General features: G+C 73.0%; 13 protein-coding genes. 12 read left to right on the forward strand and 1 reads right to left on the reverse strand.

Annotated elements, in window-relative coordinates:
• Positions 1–7 precede the first annotated feature (7 nt).
• Positions 8–1,036 carry a YihY/virulence factor BrkB family protein gene (locus IW256_RS03455; protein ID WP_197009562.1) on the forward strand — a complete coding sequence of 343 codons (1,029 nt, stop codon included), beginning with the start codon at positions 8–10 and terminating at the stop codon, positions 1,034–1,036.
• A 40-nt stretch (positions 1,037–1,076) separates the two neighbouring features.
• Here IW256_RS03455 and IW256_RS03460 read toward each other — a convergent pair whose 3' ends face one another.
• Positions 1,077–2,513 carry a D-alanyl-D-alanine carboxypeptidase family protein gene (locus IW256_RS03460; protein WP_231403628.1) on the reverse strand — a complete coding sequence of 479 codons (1,437 nt, stop codon included), beginning with the start codon at positions 2,511–2,513 and terminating at the stop codon, positions 1,077–1,079.
• Positions 2,514–2,997: 484 nt separating this feature from the next.
• Here IW256_RS03460 and IW256_RS03465 point away from each other — a divergent pair, with 484 nt between their 5' ends.
• From IW256_RS03465 to IW256_RS03515, 11 genes are all read left to right on the forward strand, one after another.
• Positions 2,998–4,164, forward strand: a complete 1,167-nt coding sequence (locus IW256_RS03465; RefSeq protein WP_197009563.1) for a glutamate--cysteine ligase — start codon at positions 2,998–3,000, stop codon at positions 4,162–4,164.
• Positions 4,151–5,647 (forward strand): amidohydrolase, encoded by a 1,497-nt coding sequence (locus IW256_RS03470; protein ID WP_231403630.1) that lies wholly within the window; start codon positions 4,151–4,153, stop codon positions 5,645–5,647. The genes IW256_RS03465 and IW256_RS03470 overlap by 14 nt, the downstream gene beginning before the upstream one ends.
• Before the next feature lie 161 nt (positions 5,648–5,808).
• Positions 5,809–6,867: a BMP family lipoprotein gene (locus tag IW256_RS03475; protein WP_231403631.1), complete on the forward strand. Its 1,059-nt coding sequence runs from the start codon at positions 5,809–5,811 to the stop codon at positions 6,865–6,867.
• 133 nt (positions 6,868–7,000) lie between these two features.
• Positions 7,001–8,533, forward strand: a complete 1,533-nt coding sequence (locus tag IW256_RS03480; RefSeq protein WP_197009564.1) for an ABC transporter ATP-binding protein — start codon at positions 7,001–7,003, stop codon at positions 8,531–8,533.
• Positions 8,530–10,005: an ABC transporter permease gene (locus IW256_RS03485; RefSeq protein ID WP_231403632.1), complete on the forward strand. Its 1,476-nt coding sequence runs from the start codon at positions 8,530–8,532 to the stop codon at positions 10,003–10,005. Before IW256_RS03480 ends, IW256_RS03485 begins: the two co-directional genes overlap by 4 nt.
• Positions 10,002–11,360 carry an ABC transporter permease gene (locus IW256_RS03490; protein WP_197009565.1) on the forward strand — a complete coding sequence of 453 codons (1,359 nt, stop codon included), beginning with the start codon at positions 10,002–10,004 and terminating at the stop codon, positions 11,358–11,360. The genes IW256_RS03485 and IW256_RS03490 overlap by 4 nt, the downstream gene beginning before the upstream one ends.
• A gap of 30 nt (positions 11,361–11,390) precedes the next feature.
• The gene (locus tag IW256_RS03495; protein WP_197009566.1) at positions 11,391–11,810 is read left to right on the forward strand and encodes a cytidine deaminase; all 420 of its coding nucleotides are present in this window, start codon (positions 11,391–11,393) and stop codon (positions 11,808–11,810) included.
• 2 nt (positions 11,811–11,812) lie between these two features.
• Positions 11,813–13,090 (forward strand): thymidine phosphorylase, encoded by a 1,278-nt coding sequence (locus IW256_RS03500; protein ID WP_197009567.1) that lies wholly within the window; start codon positions 11,813–11,815, stop codon positions 13,088–13,090.
• Positions 13,091–13,184: 94 nt separating this feature from the next.
• Positions 13,185–16,082, forward strand: coding sequence for a hypothetical protein (locus IW256_RS03505; protein ID WP_197009568.1), 2,898 nt, complete (start codon positions 13,185–13,187; stop codon positions 16,080–16,082).
• 137 nt (positions 16,083–16,219) lie between these two features.
• Positions 16,220–17,299 carry an adenosine deaminase gene (locus IW256_RS03510; protein ID WP_197009569.1) on the forward strand — a complete coding sequence of 360 codons (1,080 nt, stop codon included), beginning with the start codon at positions 16,220–16,222 and terminating at the stop codon, positions 17,297–17,299.
• 33 nt (positions 17,300–17,332) lie between these two features.
• Entirely contained in the window at positions 17,333–17,974 is a 642-nt protein-coding gene (locus IW256_RS03515; protein WP_197009570.1) for a PH domain-containing protein, read from the forward strand.
• The last annotated feature ends 1 nt before the right edge of the window (position 17,975 follow it).

Consider the following 17,975-nt stretch of genomic DNA (forward strand, 5'->3'; position numbering starts at 1 on the left):
CGCGTGCATGCGCCAGATCATCGGCAAAACCGGCGACCGCGTCACCGCCGCGCGGGAGGGCGGTGCGGGGATGCTGCGCGCCGGGCGGGAACGGTGGAGGTGGTTCGACCACCTCGCCCGCGCCTTCGAGCGCTACCAGGACCGCCGCGGTGACCGGCTGGCCGCGGCGCTGACCTGCTACGGGTTCCTGGCGTTCTTCCCGCTGCTGGCGCTGGCGTACGCGCTGCTGGGCTACCTGGTCGGGGTGAGCGACGAGGCCCGCGACTACTTCGTCCGCGCGGTCAACTCGCTGCTGCCCGGCCTCGCGGACCGGCTCCAGGTCGAGCAGATCGCCCGGTCCAAGATCGCGGTGGGGCTGGTCGGGCTGGCCGGCCTCCTGGTGGCCGGGCTCGGCTGCGTTCAGATGCTCCGCGAGTCGCTGCGCGAGATCTGGGGCAACGAGCCGCAGCCCGAGGGCAACTTCTTCCTGACGAAGCTCTGGGACGCGGGCGTGCTGGCGTTCCTGGGCGCCGTCCTCGTCACCGGCATGGCGGTCACGGCGCTCACCACCTCGGCCTCGCACCTCATGCTGGGCTGGCTGGGGCTGGACGAGGTCACCGGCGCGGGCACCGCGCTGCGGCTGCTGTCGCTGGCGGTGGCGATCACCTTCGACACGCTGGTCTTCCTGATGCTGTTCTCCCGGCTGTCGGGGACCCGCGCGCCCTGGCGGACGATCTTCCGGGGCGCTCTGTTCGGCGCGCTGGGCTTCGAGGTGCTCAAACAGGCCGCGGCGCTGCTGCTGGGCCGCGTCACCGACAACCCGGTGTACGCCTCGTTCGCCGTGCTGGTCGGGCTGATGGTGTGGATCAACATCGTGTCCCGCTTCCTGCTCGTCGTGGCCGCCTGGACGGCGACCCGGTCGGCGGTGCTCAGCGTGGACGCGCCCGAGGAGGCGGACCCGGCCGGGACGCTCCCCGAGGCGGACGGACCTGAGGCCCCGGCCCCGCCCAACCGTCCCGCGGCCAGCGCGGGACGCCTGGGCGCGGCAGGAACGTAGCGCCGGGACTTAGTTAGGGCGGCCGGGACTTTGAAACAGGTCAGGGAATCGACTCGTCGTACGGGGCGGGCGGCAGCGGGTCGGGGGCCGCGCCGGCCTCCTGGCCACGGCGCCGCCGTGCCACCAGGAACAGCAGCCCTCCGGCCACCGCGGCGGCTCCGGCCCCTCCGGCGAGCAGCAGCCCCCAGCCCCCGGCGGAGTCGTCCTGGGTCAGCGGGTTGGTGGGCAGCACGCCGCCCGCGTCGCCGTCCTTCTTCTTGGGGGTCAGGTCGCCGGGCGGGACCAGCGTGCCGACCGGCCGCACCTTCCCGCGTGCCGCGAAGCCCCAGTCCAGCAGCTTGGCGGCGTAGCGGGAGGGCGGCTCGTCGGCCCGCATCAGCGAGATGATGATCGTGTGGCCGTCCCGGCGGGCCGCCGCCACGAAGGTCTGGTGGGCGGCGATCGTGTAGCCGTTCTTGCCGCCGATCATGCCCTTGTACTCGTGCGACTGCCCCGGGAGCATCCGGTTGTGGGTGTGGATGGGGTAGCCGCCGACCTTCTTGCCGCGCTTGCGCTCCTTCTTGGTGGGAGGCGCCGGGAAGTGGTGGTCGATGGTCTCCATGTACGTGCGGAAGGCGGGGATCTTCAGCCCCTCGCGCAGGATCAGCGCCAGGTCGTAGGCCGAGGTGTGCTGGGTCTTGACGCTGAGCCCGAGGTCCTTGTCCAGGCCGTTGGGCGATCCGGCCAGGGTGTCGCGGGCGTTGATCCGGCGCGCCTCGGCGTTCATGTCGGCCAGGGTCTTCTCCAGGCCCCCGTTGGCCTGCGCGAGCGCGAGCGCCGCGTCGTTGGCCGACATCATCATCAGGGCGTGGAACAGGTCGGAGACCTTGTACTCCATCTTCGGCGTCATGCCGACCTTGGTGCCCTCGACGTCGCAGGTCTCCTGGGTCGGCCGGACCACCGCGGCCGGGTCGAGCCTGCGGACCAGGGCCAGCGTGGTGAGCGCCTTGAGGGTGCTGGCCGGCAGGTAGTGGCCGTGCGCGTCCTTGGCCGCGAGCACCTCGCCGGTGTCGCCGTCGGCGATGAGATACGAGGACGCTTTGATCTTCGGGGCGGCGGGGACGCCCGCCTGCCGGTCGACGACCACGCCCTTGCCGCCGAGCTGGGCACCGCCGAGCGGCTCGGACGGGCCGGGCGCGGTGGCGGGGGAGGCGCCGGGCGGGGTGACGGGCGAGGTGCGCGCGCCCGCGGGCAGTGCCTCCGGCCCCGCCGGGGCCGCCGGGGCGGCGGACGCCGCGCCCGCGGGGGCGAGGAGGGACGCGGTGACCAGCGGGAGCGTGAGCGCCGCGGCGGCGCGTTCACGGCGCCTCACCGGCACGTTCCCCGGTGAGCTCGGTGAGCGCGTGCCGCTCGCGGTGCCGCCGGCGGCGGCGTACCCGGTGACTGTGCTCGCACGATCGCGCCACCCCTCGTTCCCGGTCGCCCTGTTCATGCTCATGACCCCCAGAAGAGTAGAAGATCAAGCGACGAATCCGGAGAAGAAGCGACCCCGGCGCCGAATCCCCGACGCTAGGGCGTAAACGACGTTCCGGTCGCCGTTCCGGCCGCTTCCGGCAGGGAGCCGGCGCGGCCCCCCACGGAAGCGGTCATAGCGCCAATATCCCCACCAACACTCTCTGATATGCATATGTCACCTAGAGTGGTCATAGTAGGTTCCGGGCCGACGGACTAGTCCCTTTGGGTCATGTCAGACTGGGAGGTGGATGACCGAAAAGAGTGACGGCGCGTGATCGGCGCCCGCCCGGACGAGTCAAATGATCCGCCAAGGGCATGGTTTCCCACGGGGTGGCGGCACTGGGCGCCATCATGGAGTGTGATACCCCGGAACTGGATCAGGCGTTTGTCCAGGCTCAGGGACCCGCTGGCTGAATTGCGCCACGTGCCACGCATCGACCTGCGAGGATTGTGGACGGAGGTTGGCCGTGGCCATTGACTTCAAGCCGTCGCGCGGCGCGACGCTGGGCGTTGAGTGGGAGCTCCAGCTCGTCGACGCGGAGACCCGGCACCTGCGGCAGGACGCCCGCGAGGTGCTGGCCGCCCTGCCCTCGCTCAGTGAGGGCGGTGACAATCCGAAGGTCCGGCACGAGCTCATGGAGTCCACGGTCGAGGTGGTGACCGATATCTCCCACACCGTGGGGCAGGCCACCGCCGACCTGTCCGCGACGCTGGCCGAGCTGCGCACCGCCGCCGCCGGGCTCGGCATCACCCTGGCCTGCACGGGCACCCACCCCATCAGCGACTGGCGGGACGCGGTCATGGCCCCCGTCCAGCGGTACGCCGACCTGGTCGAGCAGATGCAGTGGCTGGCCCGCCGCATCCAGACCTTCGGCGTGCACGTCCACGTCGGGGTGACCGACGGGGCCAAGGCCATCCCCATCGTCAACGCGCTCTCGGCCTACCTGCCGCATTTCCTCGCCCTCACCGCCTCCAGCCCGTACTGGAGCGGCAACGACACCGGCCTGGCCTCCAGCCGCGCCGTGGTCTTCGGCCAGCTCCCCACGGCCGGGCCGCCCCACCTGTTGGACGACTGGGCGGCGTTCGAGGATTACATGGACACCTTGCTGCGTGCGGGTACCATCCGCAGTATCAAGGAGGTGTGGTGGGACATCCGCCCGCATCCTGATTTCGGCACCGTCGAGATCCGGATGTTCGACGGGATCCCCACCCTGCGGGAAGTGGGCATGGCCGCGGCACTGTGCCAGTGCCTGGTCACGCTCTTCGAACAGCAGCTCGACCGCGGCTACACGCTGCCGCGGCCGGCCGCCTGGGTGGTACGCGACAACAAGTGGCGCGCCACCCGGTACGGACTCGACGCCATCGTCATCACCGACGACGCGGGTGGCACCGCTCCGCTCCGCGACGATCTCTACGAGCTGATCCGCGAGCTGGAGCCGGTGGCGGACCGGCTCGGCTGCGCCGAGGAGCTCAAGGTCGCCGGCGAGGTCCTGGAGTACGGGGCGCCGTACGAACGCCAGCGCGCGATCCGCGCCGAGGGCGGCTCGGTCCCGGACATGGTCGACGCGGCGGTCATGGAGCTCGCCCAGGACAGGTTCGTCACATTCGGGGAGGTGGCCCATGCCGGGACCTGACGACCCCGACCCCGCCGGAGCGGCGGGCCGCGGCGACCCCGCCCGGGGCCACGAGCGCACCGGACGCAGCACCCAACAGACCACCGGGCGGACGCCTTCCGGCTCCGCCAACGCGCAGGGGGCGCACATGACCCAACCGGCACCCGAGGTGATGCCCGGGCTTGAACCACCCTCCGTCCCGGCGGCGGGCGAGCGCGCCGAGGACGGCGGTGGCGCCGCACCGCGCCCGGCCCGTCTCGCCGGGCCGGGCGGGGCCGCCTTGCAGCTCCAGCTCGACGCGTTCCTGGCACGCGCCGGCGAGTCGCTGATCGGCTTCCGCCGTGACCTGCACATGTACCCCGAGCTGGGGTACGCCGAGCACCGCACCACCCGGCGCATCGCCGAGCGGCTGGCCGAGGCCGGGCTGCGGCCCCGGATCCTGCCCCGCGGCACCGGCCTGATCTGCGACATCGGCCCCGAGGAGGGTCCGACGGTCGCGCTGCGCGCCGACATCGACGCGCTGCCCCTCCAGGACGAGAAGGACGTCGCGTACCGCTCCACGGTGCCGGGCGTTGCGCACGCCTGCGGCCACGACGTGCACACCGCGATGGTGCTGGGCGCGGGGCTCTTCCTGGCCCAGCAGGCCCGGGCGGGGCTGCTGCCCGGCCGGGTGCGGCTGCTGTTCCAGCCCGCCGAGGAGACCCCGGGCGGCGCGCTGGACGTGATGGCGGCCGGCGGCATCGCCGGGGTCGACCGCGCGTTCGCGCTGCACTGCGACCCCCGCATCGAGGTGGGGCAGCTGGGCCTGCGCACCGGCCCGATCACGGCGGCCTGCGACAAGGTGTACGTGAAGGTGACCGGGCCGGGCGGGCACACCGCCCGCCCCCACCTGACCGCCGACCTGGTGTACGCGCTGGCCAAGATCGTGACCGAGCTGCCCTCGGCGCTGTCCCGCCGGGTCGACCCGCGCTCCAGCCTGTCGCTGGTGTGGGGGCGGGTGGCGGCGGGATCGGTGGCCAACGCGATCCCCGACGACGGCATCGCCGAGGGCACCGTCCGCTGCCTGGACGACGAGGCGTGGCACCGGGCGCCGGAGATGATGAAGGCGCTGCTGCACTCGGTGGCCGCCGCCTACGACGTGGAGGCGTCCCTGGAGTACGTCCGCGGCGTGCCGCCCACGGTCAACGAGGCCGCCAGCGTCCAGATGTTCCGGGACGCGGCGGCGCAGGTGATCGGGGACGAGGCGGCGGTGCCCACCCCGCAGAGCCTGGGCGGCGAGGACTTCGGCTGGTACCTGGAGTCGATCCCGGGCGCGCTGGCCCGGCTCGGGGTGCGCACCCCGGGTTCGGCGACCGAGTACGACCTGCACCGCGGCGACTTCGACGTGGACGAGAGCTGCATCGGGGTCGGCGTCCGGGTCCTGACCGCCACCGCGCTCACCGCGCTGTGGGACGGCGGGCGCCAGGGCGAGTCCGAGCCCGTGGAGGGTGCGGCCCTGGCCTGATGAGGGCCGTTCCCGGGAGGAGCGGTCCGTGTCCTGACCTGTGGCGATTCTTCCCTACACCTTGGTAACGGACGCGTTGCGAATCGGTGCACGGTGGGCGTTTTCCGAGTTTTGCAATGTAGCGTCCCGATCGATTTCAGGGGAACGGAAGGAGCGCTACGTTGCGCCGTGCACTGAAGATCTCGCTCGTCACCGCGACGAGCGCAGCGCTGACGCTCGGCGCTGCGGCATGCGGTGGGAAGAAGGCCGACGACGCGGGTGCCGGGGGAGACGGCAAGCAGACGCTGAAGGTCGGGCTGGCCTTCGACATCGGCGGCCGCGGTGACCAGTCGTTCAACGACTCGGCGGCGGCGGGCCTGGACCGGGTCAAGAAGGACCTCAACATCACGACGGAGGAGATCTCCGCCAAGCCCGACGAGCCGGACGCCGACAAGGAGTCGCGCCTGCGGCTGCTGGCGAACAAGAAGTACAACCCGGTCATCGGCGTGGGCTTCGCCTACACCAACGCGATCAACAAGGTCGCCAAGGACTTCCCGGACACCAAGTTCCTGGTCGTGGACGCCGACCAGTGCAAGGTCGAGGGCGCCAACGTGATGGGCGCCTGCTTCTCCGAGGAGCAGGGCTCGTTCCTGGTGGGCGCCGCCGCGGCCCTGAAGTCCAAGACCGGCACCATCGGCTTCATCGGCGGCGTGAACGTGCCGCTGATCCACAAGTTCCAGGCCGGGTACGAGGCGGGCGCCAAGCACGCCCGCCCGGACATCAAGGTCCTGCCGGCCAAGTACCTCACCCAGCCGCCGAACTTCGACGGCTTCAAGAACCCGGCGCTGGGCAACGAGGCGGCCAAGGGCCAGCTGGACGCGGGCGCGGACGTGATCTACCACGCCGCCGGCGGCGCCGGGATCGGCGTGATCAAGACCGCCGGCGCGGCCAAGAAGTGGGCCGTCGGGGTCGACTCCGACCAGTACAACCAGCCTGCGGTCGCCGAGGCCAAGGACTACATCCTCACCTCGATGCTGAAGCGCGTCGACGTCGCGGTGTTCGACTTCGTCAGCGCCGTCAGCAAGGACACCTTCCAGGGCGGGACCAAGAAGTACGACCTCACCAACGACGGGGTCGGGTACGCGCTCTCCGGTAACAAGGTGGACGACATCAAGGCCAAGCTGGACGGCTACAAGGCCGAGATCGTGTCCGGCAAGATCCAGGTGCCGACCAAGCCCTGAGCGGGCGAGCCATGACGCGTCCCGACCGGACCGGGCATCCGGTCCGGCCGGGACGTAACGGCCCGGCGGCCCGCGCCGCGCGCCCGCGCGTGCGCGGGGCGGGACCGCCGACACGAGTCAGGAGGGGGCACTCGTGCCCGACCAGGTGCCGGCCGTACGGCTGACATCGATCACCAAGCGGTTCCCCGGTGTGGTGGCCAACCGCGACGTCGACCTCACCATCGAACGCGGTGAGGTCCACGCGCTGTGCGGCGAGAACGGCGCCGGCAAGTCCACGCTGATGAAGATCCTGTACGGGATGCAGCGGCCGGACGAGGGCACCATCGAGATCGACGGCGAGCAGGTGTCGTTCCGCGGCCCCGCCGACGCGATCGCCCGCGGCATCGGCATGGTCCACCAGCACTTCAAGCTGGCCGACAACCTGACCGTGCTGGAGAACGTGATCCTGGGCGCCGAGCCCCGGCGCCGCGGCCGGATCGACTTCGCCGCCGCCCGCGCCAAGATCACCGAGATGTCCGCCGCGTACGGGCTGCGGGTCGATCCCGACGCCATGGTGGAGACGCTGGGCGTCGGCGACCGGCAGCGGGTCGAGATCCTGAAGGTGCTCTACCGGGGCGCCCGGGTGCTGATCCTGGACGAGCCCACGGCGGTGCTCGTCCCGCAGGAGGTCGACGAGCTGTTCGGCAACCTGCGCGAGCTGCGCGCCGAGGGCCTCACCGTGCTGTTCATCTCGCACAAGCTGGACGAGGTCCTGTCGGTGGCCGACAGCATCTCGGTGCTGCGCCGCGGCACCACCGTCGCCACCAGGCTCGACCCGGCCGAGGTCACCTCCCGCCGGCTGGCCGAGCTCATGGTCGGCTCCGAGCTGCCCACCCCCGAGCTGCGCGACTCCACGGTCACCGACGAGGTCCAGCTCCAGGTGGACGGGCTCACCGTGCTCACCTCCGAGGGCCGTCCCGTGGTGGACGGGGTGTCGCTGCGCATCCGCCGCGGCGAGATCGTCGGCCTGGCCGGGGTGGAGGGCAACGGGCAGGGCGAGCTGATCGAGACGATCATGGGCATCCGGCACGCCGACGCCGGGACGATCGCCTACGGCGGCGAGGACATCACGCACTGGCCGACCCGGCGCCGCCGGGAGGCCGGGATCGCCTACATCCCCGAGGACCGGCACCGGCACGGGCTGATCCTCGAAGGGACCCTGTGGGAGAACCGGATGCTGGGGCACCAGACCCGGCGTCCCAACGTGCGCGGCCCCTGGGTGGACCGGCGGGGCGCGCGCCGCGACACCACCCGGATCGTGCGCGAGTACGACGTCCGCACGCCGGGCATCGACGTGCCCGCCGCCGCGCTGTCGGGCGGCAACCAGCAGAAGCTGATCGTGGGCCGGGAGATGTCCGGCGAGCCGCGGCTGCTGATCGCCGCGCACCCCACCCGCGGCATCGACGTCGGCGCCCAGGCCGCCATCTGGGAGTACCTGCGCGAGGCCCGGGCCGCCGGGCTGGCCGTCCTGCTGATCAGCGCCGATCTTGAGGAACTCATCGGTATGTCCGACACCCTGCACGTGATCCTCCGCGGCCGGCTGGTCGCGCGGGTCGATCCGGGCTCGGTCACCCCCGAGGAGCTCGGCTCCGCGATGACCGGCGCGGCGAACGAGGCGTCGTCATGAGCGGGCCCGGCGAGAAGGGCGGGCCGGAGAAGCCCGCGAAGTCCGAGCAGCCTGCGAAGTCCGAGCAGCCCGCGAACCTCGCGAAGTCCGCGAAGCCGTCCGGGGACGGGGCCGCGACGGCGGTCGCGGGCGCGTCCGGCTCCGAGGTGCCGGCCTGGCGGGCGATCATGCAGGGGCTGGGGCCGCGGGGGCTGGGGCTGCGGATCGGCGCGCCGATCCTGGCGCTGCTGATCTCGCTGCTGATCACGATGGTGCTGCTCCGGGTCACCGGGGCCGACCCGTTCAGCTCGATCACGAGCATGGTGGACTACGGCACCACCGACAACTCGCTCGTCGACATCATCAACCGGGCCACCCGCTACTACCTGTCGGCGGTCGCGGTCGCGATCGGGTTCCGGATGGCGCTGCTGAACATCGGCGTGGACGGCCAGTACCGGCTGGCGGCGATGCTGTCGGCCGCGCTCGGCGGCGCGCTGACCCTGCCCGCCCCGATCGGGCAGTTCCTGGTGATCGTGGCGGCGATGCTGATCGGCGGCCTGTGGGCCGCGATCGCGGGCGTGCTCAAGGTCACCCGCGGGGTCAGCGAGGTGCTGTCCACCATCATGCTGAACGCGATCGCCACCGGCCTGATCGCGTACCTGCTCAACGACCAGCGGCTGGCCGAGGTCCGGCCGGGCAGCAACAACGTCGCGACCGCGCCGATCCCGGAGGCGGGCCGGGTGGGCCCGTTCAACGACGTGCTGACCGCGCTGTTCTCCGGGCCGGGGCTGGCGCTGATCCTCGTCGGTGGCTCGGCGGTCATCATCTACTCCGTGCACCGCCGCCAGGCGGTGTCCAACCCCGGTCGCGGCGCCACCCCCGGGCTGGTCCTGGGCGCGGTGGGCGCGGTGCTGTTCGTGGCGGTGACCGCCCTGGTGGTCGCGCCGACGCTCGCCGACCTGCCCGGCCAGGTGTACGGCCTGCTGCCGCTGGCCGCGGTGGTCGGGATCGTGTTCTGGGTGGTGATCAACCACACCCGGTTCGGGTTCGACCTGAAGATCTCCGGGCTGTCGCCGACGGCGGCGCAGGCCAGCGGGGTCAGCGCCCGCCGCATGGTCGTGATCACGATGGTGGCGTCCGGCGCGGTGGCGGGCCTGATCGGGATGCCCGAGCTGCTCGGCGCCTCCTACGAGTACTCGCTGAACTTCCCGGCCGGGCTGGGCTTCACCGGGATCACGGTGGCGCTGCTGGGCCGCAACCATCCGGCGGGCATCGCGCTGGCCGCGCTGCTGTTCGCCTTCCTCGACCAGACCTCCGACGTGCTGCAGGAGGTCGACGTGCCCAAGGAGATCGTCGGGGTGATGCAGGGCGTGGTCGTGCTGACCGTCGTCATCGTCTACGAGCTGGTGCGGCGCTGGGAGATCCGGTTGCAGCAGCGGACCGTGGCCGACGAGCTCGCCACCGGACACGACCTGGCCAGGGAGGCGTCATGAGCACCGCCACCACCGCCCCCGCGGTGAAGGCCAGGCTCGCGAACGCGGGCAGCCGCCTGCGCTGGCCGCACTACCTGATGCTGGGCGCCGCCCTGCTGGTGCTGCTGTCGCTGGTCCGGGTGCTGACCGGCGCCGACGACGTCACCTCCAGCGGCACGGTCAGCGCGGCGCTGCGGCTCGCGGTGCCGATCTTCCTGGCCGGGCTGGGCGGTCTCTGGGCCGAACGGGCCGGGATCATCAACATCGGCCTCGAAGGCATGATGATCCTCGGTACCTGGACCGGGGCATGGGCCGGCTACCAGTGGGGCCCGTGGGCCGGGGTGGTCGCCGGGATCATCGGCGGCGCGCTGGGCGGGCTGCTGCACGCGGTCGCGACCGTCTCCTTCGGCGTGGACCACATCGTGTCCGGTGTGGCGATCAACATCCTGGGGCTGGGGCTCACCCAGTTCCTGGCCGGGCTGATCTTCAACACCGGCGCCGCCAAGGCGCTGGGCGGAGGCCCCCGGCAGTCCCCGCCGGTGGAACCCATAGGGACGCTGACCGCGCCCGTGCTGTCGGGCGGGGAGATCTTCGGCTGGAAGAGCCCGGACGCGCTGGGCGCCCTGGAGCAGCGGCACTGGTTCGTCCTCTCGGACGTGGCCGGGATCCTGCGTGGCCTCACCACCGGGATGTCGCTGCTGACCCTGCTGGCGCTGCTGCTGATCCCGCTCAGCTTCTTCGTGCTGTGGCGGACGGCGTTCGGGCTGCGGGTGCGGTCCTGCGGCGAGGACCCGTACGCGGCCGAGTCGCTGGGCGTGAAGGTCTACCGGATGAAGTACGCCGCCGTGGTCATCTCCGGCGCGCTGTCGGGCCTGGGCGGCGCGTTCCTGGTCACCGTGGCGTCGCCGGTCTACCAGGACGGGCAGACCGGCGGGCGCGGGTTCATCGGCCTGGCCGCGATGATCTTCGGTAACTGGCGGCCCGGCGGGATGGCCACCGGCTCGCTGCTGTTCGGCTACACCGACGCGATGAACGTGCGCGGCGGCGGCGAGTCGGTGCACGCGCTGCTGCTGTTCGTCACCGTGATCCTGGTGGCCGTGGCGGTGTGGCAGATGGTGCGCGGCAACCGGCTGCGCCCGCAGATCGCCACCGACCTGGACCGGCGCCAGGTGCGCAACGCCTTCGTGGGCGCGGCGCTGGCCGTGGTGGCGGCGGCGGGCCTGCTGGTGTGGTTCCTGCTCAGCGACTCGGTCCCGGGCGAGCTGGTGTCGTTCACCCCGCACCTGACCACGCTGCTGGTGCTGGCCCTGGCCAGCCAGCGGCTGCGGATGCCGGCGAGCAACGGCCAGCGTTACCGTCGTGGCGAGGCCCGCTGACCGGCGGCCGGTGATCCGGGGGAGAGCCTGATGGAAGAGACCTTGGGAGAGATCGACTGGGCGGGGCTGCGCGCCGCGGCCCGCACGGCGATGGGCCGCGCGTACGCGCCGTACTCCGGCTTCCCGGTCGGGGCGGCGGCGCTGACCAGCGACGGCCGGGTCATCACCGGGTGCAACGTGGAGAACGCCTCCTACGGTGTCGGGCTGTGCGCCGAGTGCAGCCTGGTCAGCGCCCTGTACGGGGACGGTGTGACGGGCCGGCCCCGCCTGGTGGCGGTCGCGGTGGTCGACCGCAACGGTGATCCGCTGATGCCGTGCGGCCGGTGCCGCCAGCTGCTGTACGAGCACGGCGGGCCGGGCCTGCTGCTGGAGACCGTCCGCGGTGTCCGTCCCATGTCGGAGGTCCTGCCGGACGCCTTCGGCCCGCACGACCTGACCGCGAGGAGCTGAGCGTGGACGCGATCGACGTCATCCGGGCCAAGCGGGACGGCGCGGAGCTGACGCCCGCGCAGATCGACTGGGCGGTCGCCGCGTACACCCGCGGCGAGGTGGCCGAGGAGCAGATGTCGGCCCTGGCCATGGCGATCCTGCTGAACGGGATGAGCCGCGCCGAGGTGTCCCGGTGGACCCAGGCGATGATCGACTCCGGGGAGCGGATGGAGTGGTCGGCGCTGGACCGGCCGACCACCGACAAGCACTCCACCGGCGGCGTGGGCGACAAGATCACGTTGCCGCTGGCCCCGGCGGTGGCGGCCTGCGGCGCCGCGGTGCCGCAGCTGTCGGGACGCGGGCTCGGGCACACCGGCGGCACCCTGGACAAGCTGGAGTCGATCCCGGGCTGGCGGGCCTCGCTGAGCACCGCCGAGATGCTGGCGGTGCTGCGCGGCACGGGCGCGGTGGTGTGCGCGGCGGGCGGCGGGCTGGCCCCGGCCGACCGCAAGCTGTACGCGCTGCGCGACGTGACCGGCACGGTCGAGTCGATCCCGCTGATCGCGTCCTCGATCATGTCGAAGAAGATCGCGGAGGGCACCGGGGCGCTGGTGCTGGACGTCAAGGTGGGCTCGGGCGCGTTCATGAAGACGGCCGGGGACGCCCGCGAGCTGGCCGAGACGATGGTCGCCATCGGCGCCGACCACGGTGTGCGGACGGTCGCGCTGCTGACCGCCATGGACCGTCCGCTGGGCAACGCCGTCGGGAACGCGGTGGAGGTCGCCGAGTCGGTCGAGGTGCTGGCGGGGGGCGGCCCGGCGGACGTGGTCGAGCTGACCGTCGCGCTCGGCCGCGAGATGCTCGCCGCGGCCGGCATGGAGGGCGCCAAGGACCCGGCCGACGCGCTGCGCGACGGCTCGGCGATGGACGTGTGGAACCGGATGATCGCGGCGCAGGGCGGCGACCCCCGCGCGCCGCTGCCGGTGGCGCGGGAGGCGCACGAGCTGACCGCCCCGTCCTCCGGCGTCCTCACCCGCCTGGACGCCTTCGGCGTCGGTGTGGCCGCCTGGCGCCTGGGCGCGGGCCGGGCGCGCAAGGAGGACCCGGTGTCGTTCGGCGCGGGGATCGTCTGCCACGCCAAGCCCGGTGACAAGGTCGTGGCGGGGCAGCCGCTGCTGTCGCTGTACGCCGACGACGTGGCGCGCTTCCCGCGCGCCCTGGAGGCGCTGGAGGGCGCCGTTGAGATCGCCGAGGACGGCGCCGCCGACCTGCCCCCGCTCATCATCGACCGCGTCTCCTAGGGGGGTTCCTGAGGGGCCTGAGAGGTCTGTGAGAGGAGAGGGGTTCCTGAGGGGTAAGGGGAACCCGTCCGCGGGCGGGCGAGTCTGATCCGGCATGCCGACCCAGCACCCCTCACTGGCCGCCCTGGCCGCCACCGCCCAGTCCGATCCGCGCGCGGCGAAGTCGGGGGTGACCAGGCTCGCACGGCCCCTGCCCGCCGCCGACCTGCCCCCGTTCTTCGAGGAGGCGTGCCGGGAGTTCGCGGCGGCCGGGGTCCGGGAACTGGCGGAGTGGGCGTTCGGTGAGGCCCGCAAGGTCGAGAAGAAGCACCCCGGCCTGCGCGACCTGGACCGGCTGCACGCTGTCTTCCTGGAGTTCGCGCCGCTGGACGCGGTCCCGCCGGGGGCGCTGCGCGACCACGTCAAGCTGATGGCCGAGGGGCCGGCGGCGGATGAGGCGCACGCCCGCTTCCTGGAGATCCTGGAGACGGCCTTCGCGGCGGGCGTCGTCCCGTACGCGCGGATCTTCCCGGACCTGCTGACGCTCGCCAAGGCGGCGGGCGTCAAGAAGCGGGACGCCGAGGACGGCCTCGCCGCGCGCCTGCTGCGCACCGGCGTGCTCCCGGGGGCCTCGCACGCGGTCTGGAGGGCCGCGCGGCGCCCGCTCGGCCGGATCGCGGCCGGTGACCCCGGCGTCCTGGACCTGCTGCTGCGCGCCGAGCCGGACGAGCGCGCGCAGGACGCCGACCTGGCCGCGGAGATCCGCCAGATGTGGCTGGAGGCGCTGGCCGAGGCGGACGCGGGCGCCCACGTGCCGCCGGAGTGGTTCTTCACCACCGGCCGCCGCTGCGAGCCCGAGGTGCTGTTCCGGCTGGTCGACCAGGCCGGTGAACGGCTCCTCCCCGCGCCCGGGGCCGCCGTGGACGACCCGGCGCTGCCGTACCCGGGCGGTTCGGTGTACGACGCGCTGCCGGGCCCCGGCTCGTCGATGTTCACGCGGTACCGCCGTGACGTCGAGCCCTGTTCCTGGAAGCCGGAGAAGATCGATTTCGGGGCGCTCGCGGCCCGGCTGCCGGAGGAACGGCCCGAGGCCCGCCACGCCCTCACCGTCCAGGTGGACGCGTTCGTGCACGGCCTGAGCAGCCGCGCGCACACCGGCGGCCGGGCGGCGCTGCGCGCGCTGTGGGCGGAACCGGCGCTGCGGGAACTCCTGCGCGAACTCGTCCGGGGGTGGAAGGCGCAGGCGGGCTCGGGGTCGCTGCCCGAATTGGACCACGCGCTCGGCCGGCTGGTGCCGCTGGCCGAGGCGGGCTACCAGGACCTCGATCCCGGCCTCGCGGCCGGGCTGGACCTGGCCGACCCGGTGACCGCCCTGCTGGGCGCCCTCCGCGGCGGCATCCCGTCCGAGCTGGCCCTCCCGTACCGGAGCAGGCACGACAGCGGCGACGTGCGGATCCTCCAGCACATGGACCTCCTCACCATCACCTGGAGGAACGGGAGCCTCCAGGTCATCGGCCCGCACGGCCGCCCCGCCCCGTCCAAAGGGCCGCTCCTCGAACCGCAGGACCACACCCTGTCCGCGCAGGGCAGGGCCGGTGCCTGGCACGCCGGCGGCGCCGACCTCTTCTCGCGCCACCGGGACGGCGCCTGGCAGACCTTCCTCGTGGAGCAGGACCGGTTCGTGGGCCCGGTCCTCAGCGTGGACCCGGACACCTTCCGCCGCCGCCCGGAGGCCCCGTCCTCGGCCGAGGTGACGTTCCCGGGCGCGGCCGGTCCCGCCCGCGTCGCCTACGAGCGCGGCGCGATCACCGTCACCGCCCACGACGGGACGGTGACCGCCGTGCTGCCCTACTCGCCGACGCAGAAGCAGGATCGCCTCCTGCTCGCCCCGCCCGGCTGGTGGCCCCACCTCGTCCCCGCGGACCCCGAGGGATCGGCGGTCCTGCGCGCGTTCGACCGCCGGCAGGCCGAGCGGCTGGTGGACGCGGCGATCAGCGGCCCGCTGGAGGCCGCGGAGGCCGTCCCGGGGCTGGAGGTCCCGCTGCGGAACGAGGTCGTCTCGATGGCCGTCACGACCGTCGAGTGCATGTACCGGTCGGTCCGGCTGCGCGACGTGCTCGGGTTGCCTCCGCAGCCGTCCCTGCCGCCCGACCTGCGCACCCGCCGCGACCTCCCGGTCGCGAAGTCCCTCCGTACGGTCGCCTACGGCCGGCGCCTGGGCGCGCTCATGGCTGACGCGGCCCGGCGCCCGCTGAAGGAAAGCGCGCACCCGATCGACGTCGTCGGCGACATCGGCAAGGGGACCCACCACGACTTCGGCAAGATGGGCGCGCACGCGCTGGCCGCCACCCGGCCCTGGACGGAGGAGCACAACCGCGAAGCGTGGCTCGAAAGCCTGCGCGCCAGGGCGCAAACCCCCACGGGCGACGGCAGCGGACGCTGGCGCGCCCTCACCCTGACCTGGACCGGAGACGGGCTGCGCCCCCGGGAACTGGAACTGTGGCGCACCCCGAACGGGTCCCTGGTCTTCGGCCATCACTACACCGACCGTTCCGAGGCCCTCGAACATTCGCCCGAAGGCACGTTCGGCCCTCTCGGCCTCCCCGACTGGGAGATCAAGGGACATCCCGTTCCGCAGGGCTGGGGCGGCGCCGACCGGGTCGCCGCGCTGTGCCGCCTCCTCGCCGAACGCGGGCCCGTGCCGCAGGACCCGGCGTGGGCCCGCGAACTGGCCGAACGTACGGGAATGTCCCTGGTCGACGCGGCCACGATCTGCTTTGGCGAGTGGTCGCGGTTGCCACCGGCGGAGATCCCGGACGGGATCCGCGCGCTGTTCGCCGACCCCGCCGCCCCCGGCCGCTGCCTGCCGTGGACGCTGTCGTACCCGATGATGGACGCCGTACGGGCGCCGCTGGTGCCGGACGACCCCGCCGACCTCTGGGAACGGGGCCCCGACATCGCCCGCGCCGCCGCCCGTCACACCGAACTGACCACGGAGCCCACGCCCTCATGACCACCGCCCAGGCGCGTGCCGCGTCTCCTGCCCGCTGAGGCGCGGGGCGGTCGCCTGGCGGTGAACACCAGGAAAAGGGCGGTTCGTAGGCGAGAGTTGCCAACGTGCGGAGGGTGGGCGCCGGGTAGATTCTTGAGATGAACGATCGTCCGTCGCTCGAAGACATCCGGCGCGCGCCCAAGGTCCTGCTGCACGATCACCTGGACGGCGGCCTGCGCACCGAGACCATCGTGGATCTCGCCCGGGACGGCGGCTACGGCGATCTCCCGACGACCGACGCCGGCAACCTGCGCACCTGGTTCACCGAGGCGTCGAACTCGGGGTCGCTGGAGCGCTACCTGGAGACCTTCTCGCACACCGTCGGGGTCATGCAGTCGGCCGAGGCGCTGACCCGGGTGGCCTACGAGTGCGCCGAGGACCTGGCCGGGGACGGCGTCATCTACGCCGAGGTGCGGTACGCCCCCGAGCAGCACCTGGCGGGCGGCCTGTCCTTGGAGCAGGTCGTGGAGGCCGTCCTGGAGGGGTTCCGGCAGGGGCGCCGCGACCACGGGATCCGGGTCGGGACGCTGGTCACCGCGATGCGGCACCAGGCGCGCAGCATGGAGATCGCCGAACTGGCCGTCCGGTACCGGGACGCCGGGGTGGTCGGGTTCGACATCGCGGGCGCGGAGGCCGGCTACCCGCCCACCCGCCACCTCGACGCGTTCGAGTACCTGCAGCGGGAGAACGCCCACTTCACCATCCACGCGGGCGAGGGGTTCGGGCTCCCGTCCATCTGGCAGGCGATCCAGTGGTGCGGCGCCGACCGGCTCGGCCACGGGGTGCGGATCATCGACGACATCACCGAGGACGGTGACGGCGCGCCCAAGCTCGGCCGGCTGGCCGCGTACGTGCGCGACAAGCGGATCCCGCTGGAGATGTGCCCGACCTCCAACATCCAGACCGGCGCCGCCAAGTCGATCGCCGAGCACCCGATCGGGCTGCTGCGGCGGCTGGGCTTCCGGGTCACCGTCAACACCGACAACCGGCTGATGAGCGGCACCACGCCCACCGAGGAGTTCGCCAAGCTGGCCGGCACGTTCGGCTACACCTGGGACGACCTGCAGTGGTTCACGGTGAACGCGATGAAGTCGGCCTTCATCGACTTCGCCGAACGGCTCGAACTGATCAACGAAGTGATCAAGCCCGCGTACGCGGAGCTGCGGGGCGAGAGGTGAGAGGCGGCCGGGCGGTCCTGGCATGATGCGGACATGACCCCGCTGCTGACGATCCGGTCCACCGGCGCCCGGGTGGGCGCCTGGGCGTTCGTGGCCTTCGCCGCGCTCAACCTCCTCGACATCGCCGTGCGCGGGCGGGACATGGCCTCGGTGGTCATGACCGCCCTGCTCCTGCTCGGCTGCGGCATCGCCTACGTCCTGGGCCTACGGCCCGCCGTGGTCGCCGACGAGGAGGGCCTCACCCTCCGCAACCCGCTGCGGGACGCGCGGGTGCCCTGGCCCGCCGCGCGGAGGATCGAGGGGGCCGAGGCCCTGATGGTCACGTTCGCCGAGGAGGGCGGCGGCGAGCGCAAGGTCAGGTCGTGGGTGCTGCACACCTCGCCGCGCGCCCAGGCCAAGGCCGAGGCCAGGGCCCGGCGGGACGCCCGCCACCAGCCGGGGGCCGTTGCCGCGAAGCTGAAGGGCCGCACCCCGGCGACGTACGCCGCCCAGCAGCTCAACGAGATCGCCGACCGCCACCGTCCCAAGGCCGCGGTGGCGGAGGGGGCCCGGCCCGCGCCGCCGGAGACGCCCGCCGGCGCGGGGGCGCTGACCTGGTCGCCGGCGGCGGTCGCGGCCCTGGCCGTCCCCGGCGCGCTGGTGATCGTCGCCGCGCTGCTCGCTCTGCTGGGCTGAC

The organism is Actinomadura viridis (assembly GCF_015751755.1).
In the GTDB taxonomy this organism is placed as follows: Bacteria; Actinomycetota; Actinomycetes; order Streptosporangiales; family Streptosporangiaceae; genus Spirillospora; species Spirillospora viridis.